This window comes from Cognatundibacterium griseum, assembly GCF_014284195.1.
Lineage (GTDB): Bacteria > Pseudomonadota > Gammaproteobacteria > Burkholderiales > Burkholderiaceae_D > Undibacterium > Undibacterium griseum.
Genome location: NZ_JACOGC010000001.1, coordinates 652,890 through 672,310, shown reverse-complemented (window position 1 = coordinate 672,310; position 19,421 = coordinate 652,890). Strand labels below are relative to the sequence as shown.

The 19,421-nt window shown below is 51.1% G+C and carries 15 protein-coding genes; 9 read left to right on the top strand and 6 right to left on the bottom strand.

Annotated elements, in window-relative coordinates:
* Positions 1-163: 163 nt before the first annotated feature.
* The 5 genes from H8K27_RS03040 to H8K27_RS03020 all read right to left on the bottom strand — a co-directional run bounded on the left by H8K27_RS03040 (position 164) and on the right by H8K27_RS03020 (position 5,769).
* Positions 164-778 carry an HAD family hydrolase gene (locus H8K27_RS03040; RefSeq protein WP_186861713.1) on the bottom strand — a complete coding sequence of 205 codons (615 nt, stop codon included), beginning with the start codon at positions 776-778 and terminating at the stop codon, positions 164-166.
* Positions 779-788: 10 nt separating this feature from the next.
* Positions 789-1,634 carry a hypothetical protein gene (locus H8K27_RS03035; RefSeq protein WP_230418842.1) on the bottom strand — a complete coding sequence of 282 codons (846 nt, stop codon included), beginning with the start codon at positions 1,632-1,634 and terminating at the stop codon, positions 789-791.
* Positions 1,635-1,637: 3 nt separating this feature from the next.
* Entirely contained in the window at positions 1,638-3,323 is a 1,686-nt protein-coding gene (locus H8K27_RS03030) for a hypothetical protein (RefSeq protein WP_186861712.1), read from the bottom strand.
* Between the two features lie 52 nt (positions 3,324-3,375).
* Positions 3,376-4,638: an N-6 DNA methylase gene (locus tag H8K27_RS03025; protein WP_186861711.1), complete on the bottom strand. Its 1,263-nt coding sequence runs from the start codon at positions 4,636-4,638 to the stop codon at positions 3,376-3,378.
* Positions 4,639-4,731: 93 nt separating this feature from the next.
* Positions 4,732-5,769, bottom strand: coding sequence for a DNA-binding protein (locus H8K27_RS03020; protein WP_186861710.1), 1,038 nt, complete (start codon positions 5,767-5,769; stop codon positions 4,732-4,734).
* 184 nt (positions 5,770-5,953) lie between these two features.
* Here H8K27_RS03020 and H8K27_RS03015 point away from each other — a divergent pair, with 184 nt between their 5' ends.
* From H8K27_RS03015 to H8K27_RS02995, 5 genes are all read left to right on the top strand, one after another.
* Positions 5,954-6,967 carry a site-specific integrase gene (locus H8K27_RS03015; RefSeq protein WP_186861709.1) on the top strand — a complete coding sequence of 338 codons (1,014 nt, stop codon included), beginning with the start codon at positions 5,954-5,956 and terminating at the stop codon, positions 6,965-6,967.
* A gap of 833 nt (positions 6,968-7,800) precedes the next feature.
* A complete protein-coding gene (locus H8K27_RS03010) occupies positions 7,801-8,562 on the top strand; it encodes a YiiX/YebB-like N1pC/P60 family cysteine hydrolase (RefSeq protein ID WP_186861708.1) in 762 nt (253 codons plus the stop codon).
* A gap of 790 nt (positions 8,563-9,352) precedes the next feature.
* Positions 9,353-10,699, top strand: coding sequence for a TolC family protein (locus H8K27_RS03005; protein WP_186861707.1), 1,347 nt, complete (start codon positions 9,353-9,355; stop codon positions 10,697-10,699).
* A complete protein-coding gene (locus tag H8K27_RS03000; protein ID WP_186861706.1) occupies positions 10,696-12,276 on the top strand; it encodes an efflux RND transporter periplasmic adaptor subunit in 1,581 nt (526 codons plus the stop codon). The genes H8K27_RS03005 and H8K27_RS03000 overlap by 4 nt, the downstream gene beginning before the upstream one ends.
* Complete coding sequence (locus tag H8K27_RS02995) at positions 12,273-15,443, top strand: efflux RND transporter permease subunit (RefSeq protein WP_186861705.1); 3,171 nt, start codon at positions 12,273-12,275, stop codon at positions 15,441-15,443. Before H8K27_RS03000 ends, H8K27_RS02995 begins: the two co-directional genes overlap by 4 nt.
* Before the next feature lie 675 nt (positions 15,444-16,118).
* On the opposite strand, the gene merR is transcribed toward H8K27_RS02995, so the two are convergent.
* The gene (gene merR, locus H8K27_RS02990) at positions 16,119-16,544 is read right to left on the bottom strand and encodes an Hg(II)-responsive transcriptional regulator (RefSeq protein WP_186861704.1); all 426 of its coding nucleotides are present in this window, start codon (positions 16,542-16,544) and stop codon (positions 16,119-16,121) included.
* 330 nt (positions 16,545-16,874) lie between these two features.
* Between merR and merT the strand changes: the two genes are divergently transcribed.
* The 4 genes from merT to merA are packed head-to-tail and all read left to right on the top strand — an operon-like array spanning position 16,875 to position 19,414.
* Entirely contained in the window at positions 16,875-17,225 is a 351-nt protein-coding gene (gene merT / locus H8K27_RS02985) for a mercuric ion transporter MerT (protein WP_186861703.1), read from the top strand.
* A 13-nt stretch (positions 17,226-17,238) separates the two neighbouring features.
* Complete coding sequence (merP, locus tag H8K27_RS02980) at positions 17,239-17,517, top strand: mercury resistance system periplasmic binding protein MerP (protein WP_186861702.1); 279 nt, start codon at positions 17,239-17,241, stop codon at positions 17,515-17,517.
* A 2-nt stretch (positions 17,518-17,519) separates the two neighbouring features.
* Positions 17,520-17,765, top strand: coding sequence for a mercury resistance system transport protein MerF (merF, locus tag H8K27_RS02975; protein ID WP_186861701.1), 246 nt, complete (start codon positions 17,520-17,522; stop codon positions 17,763-17,765).
* On the top strand, positions 17,762-19,414 hold the full coding sequence (gene merA / locus H8K27_RS02970; protein WP_186861700.1) for a mercury(II) reductase: 1,653 nt from the start codon (positions 17,762-17,764) through the stop codon (positions 19,412-19,414). The genes merF and merA overlap by 4 nt, the downstream gene beginning before the upstream one ends.
* Positions 19,415-19,421 lie beyond the last annotated feature (7 nt).

The window sequence follows — 19,421 nt, the reverse complement described above, 5'->3', positions numbered from 1 at the left end:
CCAATTAAAGCTCGTAGCGAAACCCCATGGACGCAGCCCAGCGTGGAGGCAACTGAAACCCATTCCCTTTTGACGGGCCGATTGCTGTAGGAAGTCAAGTATCTTGGCATGCTTAGTCACCGACACCGTCAAACCTCGGCTGAGATAAACCAACGTTCCTCCATTACGGCCTGCATCGGCGTTCGGCCCCAAGCCACCAGGTTGCGAATTCAGCAAGATCGGCATGTCGCGAATGGACCACCGCCTGGTCCTCTCCGATGTTCGGACTTCCATTCGGTTCGCGTAGCACGAGGGCGGAATGTATGTGGCTTGGGATACCTCGTAAATAGGGCAAGTAGTCGTCGACGAACGCTATCGGATGTAATTCCTGTAGTGCTGCGGCCTTAGGGCTCGTGTGGGTGCCTGTACTAGCGGTAGCTATGACGCGCTGAATTGGGAAGCCACAATCTCGCAAGTTTTGTAGGCGCGCGGCTTGGAACTGCGATTCAATCGCGCTGACACAAACCAATTCATAGCCGGCATCGTGAAGTCGCAGACAGGCGTCGACCGCACCATTAATCGCGGGAATCGTTGACCAAAAATCCTGGTCGAAACTCGCTCGAAAATGAGCCAGTTCCTCTCCTACCAGTCGACGTACATTCCAGCGGTCGATAGGCCAATAGGCCTGAGGATCACGTATTGCCGGCATCACGTCAAATGCTTTGTTCCAGGCATATCGATAGGCTTCGTGGTAGTCGAGAGGTACGCCATCTGCGTCCAAGGCGATAATTGGTTTCATATGACGTATTCTATAACCTGTTCCCAGCGGCAAACAGTGCACGTTGCTTCAGGAATTGTTTGTAGATTTGGCTGGGTTGTGCCGAACGATTCGTACTTACTTTGTCAGAAAATAATTTGTAGTAGCTCAAAAACAGAGGCTTATCTCGCACGTATTGAGTTGACCAATTTGCCGCTGGAAGGCGAGAAAGCATCTCGTTGAACAAGAAATTATTCAATGTCTTTACCAAACCGGTCGAGATGGCAATCGTGTTTTGAAGAGCGACATAATCCAGCTTCAAGGGTTTTTCCAACAGCGATTTATGCCCAGTCAAACCTAGTGAAATAGCGTTGCTGACGCCTAATTTTCCGAACCGATGTACCGCGCAATGCCTTAACTGGCAGACTCGGGCGTAATCTTTGATAGCGGTATCCAAATCCGGTGGCAAATTTCCTTTTATTGCTAGCATCTCCCGAATTGCTTTCGTGATGTTTTCGCTACTCACGAATGAAATACGCTCTAACATTGCCTCGGGAAGCATGTCCTTTGGCAAATGGATAGCTGCGCCGTAAGACACGTCCCGCTCGTGTACGCTTTCCTGGCAAATTGAATCGAAAGCGATTAAGCGTCTGAATAAGGTGCGGAAATAACTTTCTACGGCGGCGATGACTCCTAGCAGAACCAACTGGCCTTGAAATGGATCGAAATTCGTTGGTTGCGGTGCAAGCCTATTAATTGCTTGCAGTCGGGTGAGAAATTCATCGATCGGTGAATCAGTGGATTCTTTATATTGCTGGTCAAAAAGCTGCTCGGTAATCAAAGGCGGATTGGCGGGCGAGACACTAAGTGTTAGGCGGCAGCGGAAAGTAGTAGCCATAGGTCAGGAAAGAAATTCGTTTACCGTCAGGGTTACTTTGCCAATAATTTCGCCGGCGCGCACAGGCCCTACATAACTTGCTTGTTGCAGATCCGCAGATGCATTCTGTGCCGCATAGACGTGCCCGACTGTCCGCAGCTTGGTCGACTGATGGATTCGCGCAATCAAGGTGTCGCTAATGCCGGGGACTTCCTCCAAAGGAAGCTTCATGCATTCTTCAAACAATGAAGAGCCAACCAGTTCTGTCCCGCAGTTGTGACAAAATCTTTGAGACTCATTGATGCGGGCAGTATTGCATGCCTGACATGGTGGCAGGTCCAGCTTCAGGCTTGCCAGTTCGTCGGGATCCAGCACAGTGGACAGAGTTCGCCTAATGGGCTGTTTCGCTAGCGGTCGCTGCATATATTGGGGTACATCTTTCGACGATGATCCTCTGCCTTCCCGAAAAACACCCTGCGCATGTAAAAAGGCGAGGTGGGGAATGAATCGATCATATTTTCTGTTGACGCCGTGAGACACCGCTTGCAGCGGATACAGCATGCCAACTTCGATTAAAAACCGTAGCATGCGCTCCGCTAGAGGATTTCGATCGCTGTCCTGCTTGAGCGCGAAAATAATATTGCGCGCGGACGGCTCAAGCCCTTTTGCAGCGGCAACGCTGGCAACGGCCCGTTCGAAAAATTTTCGGCCGGTTGCAACCAGTGACGAAAACTGCTTAAGTTTAATTCCTAACGAATCGTATTCCGCACCAATCAGCTCTGTTTGGCGCTCAATAATCTTATTTATTTTTTGCTGCGATGTGCCGGCTTGAACGTCCAAGTATTCACGCAATAAGCGCAAGTAAGCCCTGGGTATGCCGAAAGCAGCAAATTTGAAAGATTCGAGTGTGTCCGAATTGATGCCGGCGAGTTCGGTCGACGTAAGGCGGCGCGTTGCAATATCCCCCATAATCTGGGAATACTCGGCGTCTTCAACGGAAAGCCAAAGTGGAACCTCCTCCGATTCATGCGACGCATGGAATGTGGGGCCGTATTGTGTTGATCCAGGATAGACCGACGCCTTGGGTGCAACAAATTCAGTCTTGAGCAGACGGTATATCTCAAAAAAAGCAATCAGATACTGATCTGCTAAGCTGAGGGCTGCATCGTCAAGTAGTAGCACGACGCGCTTGCGCGAGAATTTCTTCCGTAATAAATCGACAGCGTCTAACACATGGTCAACGGTTAGGTTTTGACCATAAGTTTCATATTGCTCGGTACCGCTTCCGCGCTCCAGCAATGAAACAAGCTCCCGCAGCTTGATCTCGTCAAATAAAGGGTTCTTGCCGGTCAAAAATAACGAGGCCTCTTTTTTGTCACTGAGGAAATCGAAACAACTCAACAGCAGCTTGGCCACTACCCAGGAATGAAAGCGTTTCAGGGCATCGGGGGCTTTTTTTAGCAATGGTTCCAAATTGAGGTAGCGGCTAAAATTAGCATATAGCACGAGCGGTGCAGAGTCCGTTTGCATAGCATGCAAATAGGTGTACCGCATTACATGAGTTTTTCCGGTTCCCCGCGGCCCAACCAATAGCTTTGCTCCAGTGCTAAGAAGCTTTCGTCTCGCGTTTTTAAATATTTCCCCGTCAGCTAGGGTCGTGTCTATCAAGTTTAACGAAAGTTGATCTGCGCGCTCTTCAAATTCTGCCATTTAGAGTTAATCCTGAGTCAAAAAAGTATCATTTCTTTTTTTTGGGGCAATATCAAACTGAAACGGGAAAAGTAAGCAAGTCAGCCTTTGACAACTGCTTTGCGCTGACGCCGTAACAGCGGGATGCTAACCACGCTTGCCCATCAGATGAAATGAGTTGTTTAAGTATTTTTTGCTGAGCCTTTTCCGGAACTCTGATCCTATAGACGCAATCTGTTAAAACCGGATATCCACTGGCCACACCGAGAACCTTATGTTCCAGATTTCTGCCTACTCTCGCTAACAAAATGTCTCCCGGCTCCGCACAAACGATATGTCTATCCGTCGAAGCGTGGTATTGCGACTTTCCGAACTGCCGAAGGTCACACCATTCACCTGCGAGATCGACTGGCATATCGGTGGTGTGAAAAACAGGAAAATTAAATGCTCTAGTTTCTGAACTTGTCAGCGAACCTCGCTTGATGTCCAATGCAATGGAGCCAAGTGTGATGTGAGATTTTTTGGAAGAACGCGTTTTCCCTCTGTGCGCGTGATAATCAAAATCTAGGCGATCAATCGCTGCATCTACATCCACCAGGAGTTCGGAGCTCATATCGGAGCCGACATCAAATTTTTGGAGAGGGATTTGCTGGGTTGCTGCGCTGTCCTTGCTAATAACTAGGATATAAGCCTGAGCGTCGGTGCCTTGAAACGAATGCCGCGGCAATCGAATCGCCTTTCGGATAGCGTATCTTTGCAGGAGCTCTTGGCGGAACAGTCGATATTTTGATGCGGAAATCAGACTGTCCGGAACGATGATGCCCAATGTAGCGTTGGCGCTCATCAGGCGCAAGTTTTGAGCAAGGAAAAGCAACGCAGCGTCGACTTCAGATAAAACGGGCAGACAACCACTAAAGCCTGCATCTTCAACAATCTGAGCAAAACCTTTTCGCCATTTCGGAATGATAAAAGGAGGATTGCAAACTGCAGCATCGATTGAGTTAGCTCTCGCCGAGATGAGTTTCGGTAGTCGATCGCTTAGAGCGTCCGCATGAATGTGGCTGTGCTTGACACCGTGTGTAGACTTAAAAAGCTTTCGAAGGTGAGTGCGCGCCGCGGTGTCGACGTCTACGGTCAGTAGCTCGATATTTTTCCAACGCTGTAATGCTGCCCTCGATAATGTGCCGGCGCCAGCGCCCAGGTCAAGGACTCGATTTGGGGAAAGTCCTGCCATTTGATCAATTAAGAGTCCGCCAATATCCGTCTTGGTGTAGTAGCGCCCCAGGCTATCCGAGCCCTCATTTCGTTTGACAATTGCAGGTGCGATCTGAGTCATGTATGTTGTTTAATTTGCATTGATTGTCAAGATGGCTTCGATGGCCGATTGATCATTGATCTCTGGCGGAAGCATTGTTGCTATTGTACCTATTTACTGCGAAGTGCCGATACCTTTTCCGGTGGCTTCTAGTGTGGCGCAACGCTGCAAGAGCTCGATCTTTTCCTGATTCAGGCGTTCTGACAGCAATTCGGCCTTCGTCAACTGTTCCGAAAGCAGGTATGTTTCTCGCGTCCGAACGGCGAGAAGCTGCTCATTCGACGCCAGAGTGTGCTGGCTGGAGGCTTCGCGTTCAGTCGCTATTTTGCACGTCGATGACATTACCTTTAACTCATGCGCCAAGACATTCCGTTCAGAGCGCAGCAGTGCCACCTCGTCGTTTATAGTGCTATTCAGTTCCTGCAAGCGGTCGTTTTCTGCGTTCAAATGCGAAATTTGCGTTTCCTGGACTGCGAGAGTCGACTGCTGCCCGAGCAATCTCTGGTGGCTGGCGGCGAGATCAAGCTCTAACCGTGCGGTACGATGTTCATAGGCCTGCTTTTCTTCGGCGCGCTGCGCGGCGGTCGCTTCCTGATAATGATCGAATTGAGCCCGTGCCAGCGTCAACTGTTGATTGAGCGCGGCGACTTCGGCCGACCTATCCGCCAAACGAAGCTGAAGCCCGGATCGGTCGCTTTCCAGTGTCGCCAGCGATACGCTCATTACTTGTTTTTCCGATTGCAGTTTAGCGATTGCCTGATCTGCGTTTTTCACTTCTGCCGCGAGTGCATCGCTCCTTCGGGCTAGCGCCGTCTTTTCGTCCAGCAGGAGCTGTCCCTGTTTATGCATCGCTTGGAGCTCATCCCGATGGCGTTGCTGCGCCAATTCGATTTGTTGTCCCGCCTCAGCTTGCAGATGGTCGTAGACAACTTTGACCGCCTGTATCAGCGTTGCAGAGAGGCCTGCAGTAGATGCCTCGACCTGTTCTTGGTGCTCCAGTTTCCAGCGCTTCAGCATCGGTGCGATGGTACTTTTGCTGCCGGTGCCGCCCATCGCTTCGCGCACATTGTCGACCGTGACCGATTTACCCTGTTCGACCAATAAAGATGCTGCTCTAACAACATCGGAATAGAGAATGCCTGCACGCGCCATAGTGAGCCTCGAATAAAATTATGTGTTACGTATTACGTAATATAACTATATATAATGAATTAATTAAATTCAAGAAAATCATAATTCACACACTCGATAAGGTTGTTTATCGCGTGTTATTGGGTTAAGGTTTGTGCTATGCTGAAAAATCACCATTACAAAACCCAATTCTGAGCGACATCCCATGCCAGAAAATACCATCCCGGAAATTACAAGCGCTCCAAGTCAATTGGGCAAGCCGCCACAATTGCGTAACGTCGGTACGCCTTCTACTGTGGAACTGCAGCAGCATGCCACACTGCTCGCGGCCGCCACATCCGACAATACGCGCCGCGCCTACCGCTCCGCTATCCAGCACTTCCTGGCCTGGGGTGGGGCGCTGCCGACGGATGAACCGGCCATCATCCACTACCTGCTGGCCCATGCGGCCGCGTTGAATCCCCGCACGCTGGCGCTGCGTCTGACGGCGCTGTCCCAGTGGCACGTGCATCAGGGCTTTCCGGACCCGGCATCGCTCCCGACGGTCCGTAAAACGCTGACCGGGATCTCCCGGGTCCACGGTAAGCCAAAAAAGAAGGCCAAAGCCCTGCCGGTGGAAGACCTGGAGCGCATCATCGTTGCGCTGGAGCAGTTCGACACCGTCAAAGCTAAACGCGATAGCGCGTTGCTGCAGATCGGTTTTTTTGGCGGATTCCGCCGTAGCGAGGTGGCGAGCCTGGAGGTGGAATTCATCAAATGGCAAGCGGAAGGCATCGCGATCACCTTGCCGCGCTCCAAGACGGACCAGGAGGGGGAAGGTATCGTGAAGGCTATCCCATATGGCGACGACGTCTGCTGCCCGGCAACCGCCCTCAGAATCTGGCTCGCCGCCGCCGGTATTACGTCCGGCCCGATCTTCCGCCGCGTCGATAAATGGGGCAAGATCGGTGCCGACGCATTGCATGAATCCAGCGTGAATACTATCTTGGCTGAGTGCGCCAAGCAGGCGCAGTTGGATTACGTGCCCGAGCTCAGCAGCCATAGCCTGCGCCGCGGCATGGCCACCAGTGCGCACCGCGCTGGCGCCGACTTCCGCGACATCAAGCGCCAGGGCGGCTGGCGCCATGACGGAACCGTGCAAGGCTACATTGAAGAAGCAAGCCGGTTCGAAGAGAACGCCGCTGGAAGCCTATTGCGCCGCAATTCAAACAATCAATAGGCAATCTTCGAATCTAAAGCTGGACTATGACGATCTGATGGAGAACGGAAAATGAAGCGGGCTACGATAAAAAGAAAAGAACTACAGAAGTTAATCAGAGCCAAATACAAACAATACAAAGATCACAAAAATATCAAACTGGGTCGCGTATTCCATTTGGGCTACCTAGATGACGTCGGTTGCAACTGGAGTATTTCTATTGCCAGGGATGACGACTGGGAGGCGGCCGCTGATTTCATTCGGCCCTATATCGTTCAATTGCGCTACCGATACAGGCTGGCTAAATAATCAACGGGCCGAAAACAGGCGAGTCCCCGTTCACTAAACATGTTCGGGGCTCGCGGGTTGTTGTCTTGGCCCGGTCAGATCGAGTTGATACAAGACCTGATTGAATATGCATATCGAGACAAGATCGGACTGGACTAGGGAAGCAATAGTGAATCGTCCATTTAATCGGCATTTGAAAAAGTCGAAATATCTCAATTAAATCAGTGAGTTAAATACATTCCTGCGGAATTTTAAGGAATCCCGGCCGACCCTCTTAATCTATCTTATTTTATAAATTAATAGATATATTGTTCTGTCTATATTTTCCTTTCGACATACTTTCCCGCATAGACTCTCTCTTCCGGTTGGAAAATTATTGTTATTCCTGGAGAAATGTTGGATATGTAAGAAAACCGAGTACTGCGTCGACTATCACTAGTAGCATTAGCATGCCTACCACGAATAATTATGATTGCTAGGGTTTAGAAAGTTTACATTTAACTTGTTTTCATTCCACCCAATTAGCCGACTATGAACCAATTTTCCATTCGAACCGGAGTGTAACGATGACCCTGACGTTTAGCTGGCTCGGTTTGCGACTGGCGCGTTTCCTTGCAAGAACGACGCATGTACATGGTATCGGGCCGGCTAACGAACCGGTCCACTTGCTCGCATGTCTGCAACCTGGGGACGTACTTCTGGTTGAAGGTAATAGCCGCATCAGCAACGCGATCAAGTACTTGACGCAATCGACCTGGTCGCATGCGGCGTTATTTGTGGGGGCTCACCTGACGGAAGCAGGAGGGCAATCCGGGCATTGTTTCATCGAAGCGGATATTGTCGAGGGGGTGCGCAGCATCGGGATACAAGAATTCACAGGTTTGCATGCCCGTATTTGCCGTCCAGTAGGCTTAAATGAATCCGACTGCCGGAAGATAACCGCGTTCGCCATCGCTCGTATCGGCAACAAATACGATCTGCGTAACGTGGTCGACCTAGCGCGCTATCTGCTGCCCACACCGCCGGTCCCGTTGCGCTTCAGGCGTCGTATGCTGGCTTTGGGCAGTGGAGATCCCACTCGTGCCATCTGCTCTACCCTGATCGCCCAGGCATTCCAGTCTATTCGATACCCGATCTTGCCCATAACCGAATTTCGTAACGCCGACCGCCCCGAATGCTTAGGATGCATAGAGGAAATTCTGCAGGTGCGCCATCACAGTCTGTTCGCGCCGCGTGATTTCGACGTCTCGCCCTACTTTGAGATCATCAAGCCCACTTTGGCGGCCGGATTTGACTTCACGTCATTGCATTGGCTAGACCAGCCCTGATAGCGGTTACTTCCGGTCGACGTAAGACATTGGGCGAGTGGAAATTTCATCTGAATCGCGTTTTTATATATGTCGGCACCATGTAAACGCACACCTGTTATCGAGCAACCGATCAAAGCAAATTTAGTGCTCCAGCCAGAACTGAATGTTCTTCATGGTTTGGTTAATATAGGTTGTAAAATAGAATAGTAGCAACCGAGCTAAGGAATCAAAGAAATATTCGGGAATTTTCCCGAGATAAGGGTAAAATTAATTTACCATATTGACTATTTAATTCGTTTTTTTTGACACTATAAAGATAATTACGTGAAATTATCTCGGACACATCGTTTATTCACTGCGTTGATCATATTCTGCAGCATGCTGTTTATGCAGCTTGCTGCAGCGTCATACGTGTGTCCAGGACAAACGATGGGTATAGCAGTGTCTGGATTATCCGCACTCGTCAGATCTTCTAATATGATCGACTGTGTAGGAATGGATAAAGAACAACCTGCATTGTGCCATATGCATGCCGAGAATACGTATGCGAAGCAATCGCTAGACAAGCCGCAAGTCCCTGTTGTGCAGCCATTTGTATTTACTGGGTTGACGCTAACGCTAGACCTGATTTATGTTGATGGTATTCAGGGAACTCAGCAAGAGTATCCGTTATATTTGACGCGCTCCACATCTCCGCCCATTTCTATCCGCAACTGCTGCTTCCGTATTTAATCCGTCCCAGATCCGTTTCAATCGGTCACTTTGAGTTCTATCGATCAAAGTGCTGTTCTGGCTATCTGGAGGCTCCATGTCTTTCTCATTCTATGCACATTTGATTGTGCATCTTAAATTAAATCATTATTTTCAGTTTCTAACCGCAGTTACTGTACAGATATTTCTTGGAATTGCATCGCCCTACGCTTACGCGGCAGAGTCCTCGCTAACTTTGAGTAACGCTCAGCAACTCGCAATCTCTCGTTCACGTCAATTGATCGCACAGGATATGGCCGCGACTGCTTCCCGCGAAATGGCAGTTGCAGCTGGTCAATTACCTGATCCAGTAATCAAGGCTGGAATCGACAATCTGCCAATCAGTGGTCCTGACCGAGGTAGCCTGACCAATGATTTCATGACTATGCGCCGCATCGGCATCATGCAAGAGCTGATCAGAAGCGATAAACGCCAGTTACGCGCGGATCGTTATGATCGAGAAGCGAACAAAATCGTGGCAGAGAAAGCGAGTACGATTGCAGCTATTCTGCGTGACACTGCTAGCGCGTGGCTCGACAGATACTATTTTGAACGTATGGCAATTCTGATCGCCGAACAAACAAACCAGGCGAAACTCGAAATTGAGGCCGCTGAGAGTAGTTATCGCTCGGGTCGCGGCAGCCAGGCGGACATCTTCGCGGCTCGCAGTACACTCAGTATGGTCGACGACCGTTACAGTGAAATCTTACGCAAAGTTCGCACTGCCAAGACGCTGTTAAATCGTTGGACTGGGGGAGATTCAGAACTTCCACTATCAGGTGTGCCCGATATCGAAAACATTCACCTGGAGATAGCAGCACTGGACAAGTCGCTGGCACATCATCCCCAAATCGCTGTGCTCACCAGAGAAACGGAAATTGCAGAGGCAGATGCCCGATTGGCGAAAGCCAATCAACAATCTGACTGGAGTATTGAAGTCGCATTCCAGCAGCGCGGTTCAGCTTATTCCAATATGGTCTCGATCGGCATATCACTACCCTTCCAATGGGATCAAAAGAATCGCCAGGATCGTGAATTGTCCTCCAAACTGGCAACTGTCGAACAGGTCAAGGCAGAAAGAGATGAAATACTACGTGCGCGCGTCACTGAAACGAGAGCAATGATAGAAGAGTGGCAAAGTGATCTTGAACGCAGTGCTCGCTATAAGCGCGAATTAATACCACTCGCAAAAGAACGTATTCAAGCGATCTTAGGTTCGTATCGAGGAGGTAAGTCCAGTCTGACCGAATTGCTGGCAGCACGCCGTAATGAAATAGAGATACAGCTGCAAGCACTGCAACTGCAATCAGATACAGCCCGGTTATGGGCACAACTCAATTTCATGTTTCCTGCCGACGTGCAAGCAACGCATACAACGCCATCCTTGAACAAGGATATGCCATGAACAATAAGAAAATTCTCGCCGCACTGATTGCTACTGGAATGGTGACTTTCAGTGGGTATGGTTTTTATCAATTGGGACTCAAGCAAGGGAAGCTTGAGGCTGGTGGATTACACTCACATGCGTCAATAACAAGCGCCGTCGCTGGCGAAAAAAAAGTATTGTACTGGCATGACCCCATGGTTCCTGGTCAGAAATTTGATAAACCGGGCAAATCTCCCTTTATGGACATGCCACTAGTGCCTGTCTATGCCGATAGTGGTGATGAGGGTTCAGTCAACATCAGTCCACGTGTACAACAAAACCTTGGTGTACGTATGGCAGAAGTGACGCGCAGTAACCTGTCGTCAGCGATGGTGGCAGTTGGTAGTGTGGCGTATAACGAACGTGACGTCGCTCTTGTGCAGGCACGTAGTAATGGCTTTGTCGAAAAACTCTACGTACGCGCACCACTTGATACGCTCAAGAAAGGACAAGCACTGGCTGAACTGTATGTGCCAGATTGGGTTGCTGCCCAGGAAGAATATCTGACAGCGAAGCGCATGCAGGCGAGTGGCATTGCAGGTTTAATAGATGGGGCAAAGCAACGTATGCGCTTGGCAGGGATGAGCGATGATCAAATTCATGCAGTCGAGGCTAGCGGGAAGGTAAATTCACGCATTGTTATCACTGCGCCGATCAGCGGTGTCGTCACAGAGTTGTCTGCGCGTGAAGGCATGACAGTGATAACCAGTACACCTTTATTTCGGATCAATGCTCTTGGTGCGATCTGGGTTAATGCCGACATTCCTGAAAATCAATCCGCCAGGATACATATAGGGACTGCGGTAGAGGCAAGCACTCCATCGTTGTCAGGTATCACCTTCAAAGGTAAGGTCAATGCCATTCTTCCCCAGATCGACGTCACTACCCGCACGCTGAAAGCGCGTATCGAACTGGCGAATCCATCTGGTCAATTAGTACCAGGCATGTTTGCCAATTTGAGTTTCAATCCTGAAACTCGCAAAGATATTTTGCAAGTGCCGACCGAAGCTGTGATCCAGACGGGTAATCGTACCGTGGTGATGGTTGCTCAGGGCGACGGGAAATTCAATTCTGTTGATGTTGAAGCAGGCGCTGAGGCAAATGGACAGACCGAAATCCGTAAAGGTCTGGAAGTCGGACAAAAAGTCGTGGTGTCCGGTCAATTTTTGATTGATTCCGAAGCTAGCCTGAGAGGCACAGCAACCCGTATGGGTGATACACCTGGAATCAACACCAATAAAGCTGCGCCAGCGACACACCATGGTAGTGGCAAAGTTGAAAAGATAGATAAAAATGAAATCACACTATCTCATCGCCCTATTCCATCACTGGAATGGAAAGCGATGACCATGGGGTTCAAGCTGCCCCAACATGGTTTGCCTGCAAACATCAATGTCGGTGACATGGTAATTTTTGACCTCCGCCAAACCACGGATGGCACATATCAAATCACTGCCATCTCACCACAACCAGAAACACCTAAATCCAGTCAGGCATCTAAAGCAGTGAATGATGCGATGAAGTCCCCTTCTTCATCGACCGGAGTAAAAAAATGATGTCCAAACTAATACGTTGGTCCATCACCAACCGTTTCCTGGTTCTACTTGTTACCCTGATGATGACCACCTGGGGTGTCTGGTCTTTATCACGCACCCCGCTAGATGCAATTCCAGATCTGTCAGATGTACAAGTCATTATCCGTACCAGTTACCCAGGTCAGGCGCCGCAAATCGTCGAAAACCAGATCACTTACCCTCTGACAACCACCATGTTGTCGGTACCCGGTGCCAAGACGGTACGCGGCTATTCTTTCTTCGGTGATTCATTTGTCTATGTCTTGTTTGAAGATGGCACGGATATGTACTGGGCACGTTCCCGCGTACTGGAATATCTGAACCAGGTGCAGTCTCGATTGCCGCCTCAAGCCAAGGCGTCGCTGGGTCCGGATGCGACCGGTGTTGGTTGGGTATATGAATATGCCTTGGTGGACCGCAGTGGCAAGATGGATTTATCCCAACTGCGCGCATTCCAGGACTGGTTTCTTAAGTACGAACTGAAATCAGTACCGAATGTGTCTGAGGTAGCCAGTATAGGCGGCATGGTGCGCCAGTACCAGATACAGCTCGACCCGGACAAAATGCGTGCTTATAACATCCCACATGGCAAAATCATTGAAGCGGTACAAAAGGCCAATCAGGAAATCGGTGGCTCAGTCTTAGAACTAGGGGAAGCCGAGTACATGGTGCGTGCCTCCGGCTATCTGAAATCACTCGATGATTTCCGTAAAATACCTTTGATGACAACCGATGCAGGAGTTTCCGTACGCCTGGGGGACGTGGCACGTGTTCAGATCGGGCCTGAAATGCGGCGTGGTATTGCTGACCTGAATGGTGAAGGTGAAGTTGCTGGGGGCGTCATTGTCATGCGCTCAGGAAAAAATGCGTTGGAAACCATCAATGCAGTCAAAGCCAAACTGGAAAAACTCAAAACCAGTTTGCCTGCCGGCGTGGAAATCGTCACTACCTATGATAGATCCAATCTAATCAATCGCGCAGTCAAAAACCTGCAAGAGAAATTAATCGAAGAATTCATTGTAGTCGCCATTGTCTGCGCCATCTTTTTATTTCATCTTCGCTCAGCCTTAGTCGCTATTGTCACTTTACCCATCGGCATCCTGATTGCCTTCATCGTCATGTATTACCAAGGGGTGAACGCTAATATCATGTCCTTGGGTGGCATTGCTATCGCCGTTGGCGCAATGGTTGATGCGGCGGTGGTCATGATAGAAAATGTCCACAAACACATCGAAGCATGGAACCATGCACATCCCGGCGAAACACTTCATGGAGAGCCCCATTGGCAAGTGATCGGCGACGCTGCTGCTGAGGTGGGACCTGCGCTGTTTTTCTCATTGCTGATCATTGTTTTATCTTTTATCCCGGTCTTTACGCTGGAAGCACAGGAAGGACGACTATTCTCTCCACTTGCATTCACCAAGACCTATACCATGGCGGCTGCAGCCGGTCTGGCTGTTACCTTGATACCAGTATTAATGGGTTACCTGATCCGAGGCAAGATTCCTGATGAACAAAAAAATCCTCTCAACCGCTTCCTGATTGCGATATACCGGCCTTTACTGAATGCGGTCTTGCGCTTCCCCAAAACCACCTTGCTGATCGCCGGACTTATTGCCGCAGTAACGCTGTGGCCACTGTCCCGCCTCGGCGGTGAATTCATGCCACCACTGGACGAAGGTGATTTACTGTATATGCCATCCGCACTGCCGGGCATAGGCGCAGGTAAAGTTTCGGAATTGCTTCAGCAAACTGACCGATTGATTAAAACGGTACCAGAGGTAAAAAGCGTATTCGGCAAAGCTGGGCGAGCAGAAAGTGCAACTGATCCGGCACCATTAGAGATGTTTGAGACCACGATACAGTTCAAGCCCCGCGACCAATGGCGGCCGGGTATGACAACCGATAAGCTGGTAGAAGAATTAGATCGCATTGTCAAAGTACCCGGGCTATCCAATATCTGGGTGCCACCTATTCGCAATCGTATTGATATGCTGGCAACCGGTATAAAAAGTCCGGTGGGTGTGAAAGTCGCGGGCTCCAACCTGAAAGAAATAGACCGGATTACGAGCGATATTGAACGCGCCATTAAAAACCTTCCTGGAGTTTCTTCGGCATTAGCAGAAAGACTCAATGGGGGGCGTTATATTGATATCGATATCAACCGCGATGCCGCCGCACGTTATGGCCTCAATATTGCAGATGTACAAAGCGTCATATCTGCAGCGATTGGCGGGGATAATATCGGAGAAACCATCGAAGGTTTACAACGGTTTCCGATCAATGTTCGCTATCCACGGGAAGTACGCGATTCAGTCGAGAAACTACGACAACTACCTGTACTGACCGAGCGGGGAGCACAAATCCGACTGGGCGATGTGGCAGAAATTCGCATCAATGATGGCCCCCCAATGCTCAAGAGTGAAAATGCGCGCTTGTCAGGATGGGTGTTTGTCGATATCCGCGACCGGGACCTGAATTCAGTGGTGCTTGATATGCAGAAAGTCGTTGCCAAAGAAGTGCAGCTACCGGCAGGTTATTCGATTGCATGGTCTGGACAGTTTGAGTATTTGGAGCGCGCGACTACCAAACTAAAAGTCGTTGTCCCCGCAACCTTGATGATCATCTTCGTGCTGTTGTACATGACCTTCAAACGTGTCGACGAAGCTATATTGATCATGGCGACTTTGCCGTTTGCACTGGTCGGTGGCATCTGGTTGCTGTGGGCACTTGGACATAATTTGTCGGTCGCCAGTGGCGTCGGTTTTATCGCGCTGGCGGGCGTCTCCGCCGAATTCGGTGTGATTATGCTGTTGTACCTGAAACATGCCTGGGAAGCGCGTATCGCCATCGGAAAAGTCGATGAACAAGATTTGCTTGACGCCATTCTGGAAGGTGCTGCACTGCGGGTGAGGCCAAAAGCAATGACGGTCGCCGTCATCATTGCAGGTCTGGTGCCCATCATGCTTGGTACGGGTACTGGCTCGGAAGTGATGAAGCGTATCGCTGCACCCATGGTGGGAGGCATGATCACTGCACCGTTACTTTCAATGTTTGTTGTACCGGTAGTGTATTTGTTACTACGACGAAGAAAAATCTATGAAAAGGCATTAGAACCAAATACAGAGATTTCGAAACGGCGAGTCTAACTGACTTCGTACCAAACATGTGGACGTCAGAGTGGTCGTGGGCATTACTTACCTTTTTGTGACGATCAATGATCGACAAAATCTCTGCGCATGTTGTCCCGTTTATGTTCGGTTGAGGCCTATCTTGATTGGATTGGTGCCGCACAATCGATGACTGGAGGCATGTCGGAGAAAATGAATTACCTATCGATAGCATCGCCCGTCTATTAAGAGTAATTCTACAAAATGTAGGGCTGGCTTTGGGCGATGCTTACGGGTGGCTATTGGCTACGCCGAGGATTTGCTAACCGGGCAGCACCTGATGGTTGGGATATAAAGCGCCTCATGGAATGTGTCGAAAGGCGGAATATCAAGTCGGTGTAGAATATGTGGTTTTGTCAGCCTCCATACAAAGGGCTGGCTGGAGCATAGTTATAGGTAATGCGTAAGAGTTAATCTGCTGAAGGCAGCATAAACCTTGCCACTTGCGGCTGGATGCGATATCAATAGCTACACAAAAAGAGCCCCTTTCTCTATCTAAGCCATAGATAGGGCAAAAAGCACGCGACGATTTCGGCGAAAGCCGAAACAATGAGTCCGGTTATTTTAAATATTAAACTTGTTTCCTCCATTATTTGCAGTACATCCAGACGATGTCAAGTGATGAGAACTGTCACGAAACGTAAAAATCGTGCGCTATGGCATAGCTGGGCTTCCATCACCTTGTAGTGACGAAATCAACGGGCAGGAAACATTTCCTTGTCGCAAGTGGCAGGCGCACACTAGTTCGGACAGCACCGATTCCATACGTGCCAAGTTGGCCATCTTCTCACGTACGTCTTTGAGCTTGCGTTCCGCTAAATTGCTTGCTTCCTCACAGTGGGTGCCGTCGTCCAACCTCAATAGCTCTGCGATCTCGTCGAGACTGAAGCCAAGACGTTGGGCAGATTTTACAAACCGCACCCGCGTCACATCTGCTTCGCCATACCGCCGAATGCTGCCATAAGGCTTGTCCGGCTCAGGCAACAAGCCCTTGCGCTGATAAAACCGGATGGTCTCCACATTGACCCCGGCCGCCTTGGCGAAGACGCCAATGGTTAGATTCTCAAAAAAAGCTTGCATATCGCTTGACTCCGTACATTACTACGGAAGTAAGGTTACGCTATTCATTTTAGTTTTGATAGAAAAAACGCGTGTTTGATGCAAGAAAACGGACGCACCGCAAGTGCTGGCGATGCACGGAGGTCGGTCGTCTTCACGGCTCAAAGGAAGTGCAATGACAGATTGGATCCCGGAGCAGAACTCCGAATACCAAGCCGCATGCATGGGAGCACAGCGACGGTAAGGTGCCGATGGTCAGACTCTCAAAGTTGTTTCATTTATCGCTTGACTCCGTACATGACTACGGAAGTAAGCTGATGCTATCCACTCAATAATCGAAAGGAGAAAAATATGTCTGAACCGCAAAATGGACGCGGGACTCTCGTCGCCGGAGGGCTGGCCGCCATCTTAGCCTCCACCTGCTGCCTTGGGCCGCTGATCTTGGTCACTTTGGGTTTTAGCGGCGCCTGGATCGGCAACCTAACGGTGTTGGAGCAGTATCGCCCAATCTTTATCGGCGCGGCGCTGGTGGCACTGTTATTTGCCTACCGGCGCATCTTCCGGCCGGCGCAAGCCTGCACGCCAGGTGAGGTGTGCGCGATCCCGCAGGTGCGCAGCACCTACAAGCTCATTTTCTGGGTCGTCTCCGCGCTGGTATTGGTCGCGCTCGCCTTTCCCTACCTCCTTCCCTTGTTCTATTAACCCGGAGCTCATCATGAAAAAACTGTTAGCGTTGTTCGCATTTGCCACACTCATCGCCGCACCAGCCTGGGCGGCCACGAAGACCGTTACCCTGTCAGTGCCGGGCATGACCTGTGCCGCCTGTCCGTTCACGGTCAAGGCGGCGCTCTCCAAGGTCGACGGCGTGAGCAAGGCCGACGTGATTTTTGACAAGCGTGAAGCCAAGGTGACCTTTAACGACGCCAAGACCAGCGTCCAGGCACTGATGAAGGCAACCGGCAACGCCGGCTATCCATCCACACTCAAGAACTGATCATGCAAAACCCGAAAACACTGATGCGCGCCGGCGTGATTGGCGCAGTGCTGGTGGTGCTATGCTGTTTCACCCCGGTACTGGTGATTCTGCTCGGGGTGGTCGGCTTGTCCGCCCTAACCGGCTATCTCGACTATGTGCTGCTGCCCGCGCTTATAGCGTTCATCGGATTGACCATTTACGCTGTATGGCGCAAACAAAAGGCTGACGCTTGCTGCCCACCAACTGGAATCAGAGGAAAAAAATGATTGAAATAACCGTAGACGGCATGACCTGCTCGTCCTGCTCCACACACGTCAAAGATGCGCTGGAAAAAATTCCCGGCGTAAACAAGGCGTCGGTTTCCTATCCCGAGAGCCGAGCACAGGTACTGGCAGACGCTGGCGCCAGTCGCGACCAGATGCTTGCCGCTATCGCAGCGCTGGGCTACCGAGGCGCTTTCGAGGAAGGTGACAACAAACGCGACTCCGGAAAAATTGCCGCATCTGAAAAAAGCGGCAGCGGCCTGCACATCGCCATCATCGGTAGCGGCGGAGCCGCAATGGCGGCGGCGCTGAAGGCCGTCGAGCAAGGCGCGACGGTCACGCTGATCGAACGCGGCACCATCGGTGGCACCTGCGTCAATATCGGCTGCGTGCCGTCCAAGATCATGATCCGCGCTGCCCATATCGCCCATCTGCGCCGTGAAAGCCCGTTCGACGATGGCATGGCGGCGACCGCGCCAGTGATCCAGCGCAGCAAGCTGCTGGCCCAGCAGCAGGCGCGCGTCGAGGAACTGCGCCACGCCAAGTACGAGGACATCCTGGACGGCAATCCGGCCATCACGGTGCTGCACGGCGAGGCTCACTTTAAGGACGGCAACCGCCTTGTCGTGCGTTTAAACGATGGCGGCGAGCGTGAAGTGAGGTTCGACCGCTGCCTGATCGCCACGGGGACCAGCCCGGCCGTGCCGCCGATTACGGGCTTGAAAGAGTCACCCTACTGGACTTCGACCGAAGCCCTGGTCAGCGACACCATTCCCGAACGCCTGGCCGTGATCGGCTCATCGGTGGTGGCGTTGGAACTGGCTCAAGCCTTTGCCCGGCTCGGCAGCCAGGTTACGATCCTGGCACGCAGCACGTTGTTCTTCCGCGAAGACCCGGCCATCGGCGAAGCCGTCACGGCTGCTTTCCGTGCCGAAGGGATCAAGGTACTCGAACACACGCAAGCCAGCCAAGTCGCCCATATGGAAGGAGAATTTGTTCTGACCACGGGGTATGGTGAAATACGCGTCGACAAGCTACTAATCGCAACCGGCCGGACACCGAACACGCGCAGCTTGGCATTGGAAGTGGCGGGGGTAGCCGTCAACGCGCAGGGAGCCATCGTCATCGACAAAGGCATGCGCACCAGTACGCCGCACATTTATGCTGCCGGCGACTGTACTGACCAGCCGCAATTCGTTTATGTCGCAGCGGCCGCCGGCACCCGTGCGGCGATCAATATGACAGGCGGGGATGCTGCCCTCAATCTGAGCGCAATGCCAGCGGTGGTGTTCACCGATCCGCAAGTTGCTACGGTGGGCCTGACCGAGGCCGAAGCACATGCACAAAACATCGAGACCGACAGCCGTACGCTGACACTCGACAACGTGCCGCGCGCGCTTGCCAACTTCGACACGCGCGGCTTTATCAAGCTGGTCATCGAAGAAGGTAGCGGACAGCTCATCGGCGTACAGGCGGTGGCTCCGGAAGCCGGCGAACTAATCCAGACGGCGGTACTTGCCATACGCAACCGCATGACGGTGCAGGAACTGGCCGACCAGTTGTTCCCCTACCTGACGATGGTCGAGGGATTGAAGCTCGCGGCGCAAACCTTCAGCAAGGATGTGAAACAGCTTTCCTGTTGCGCGGGATGAAGAAAAG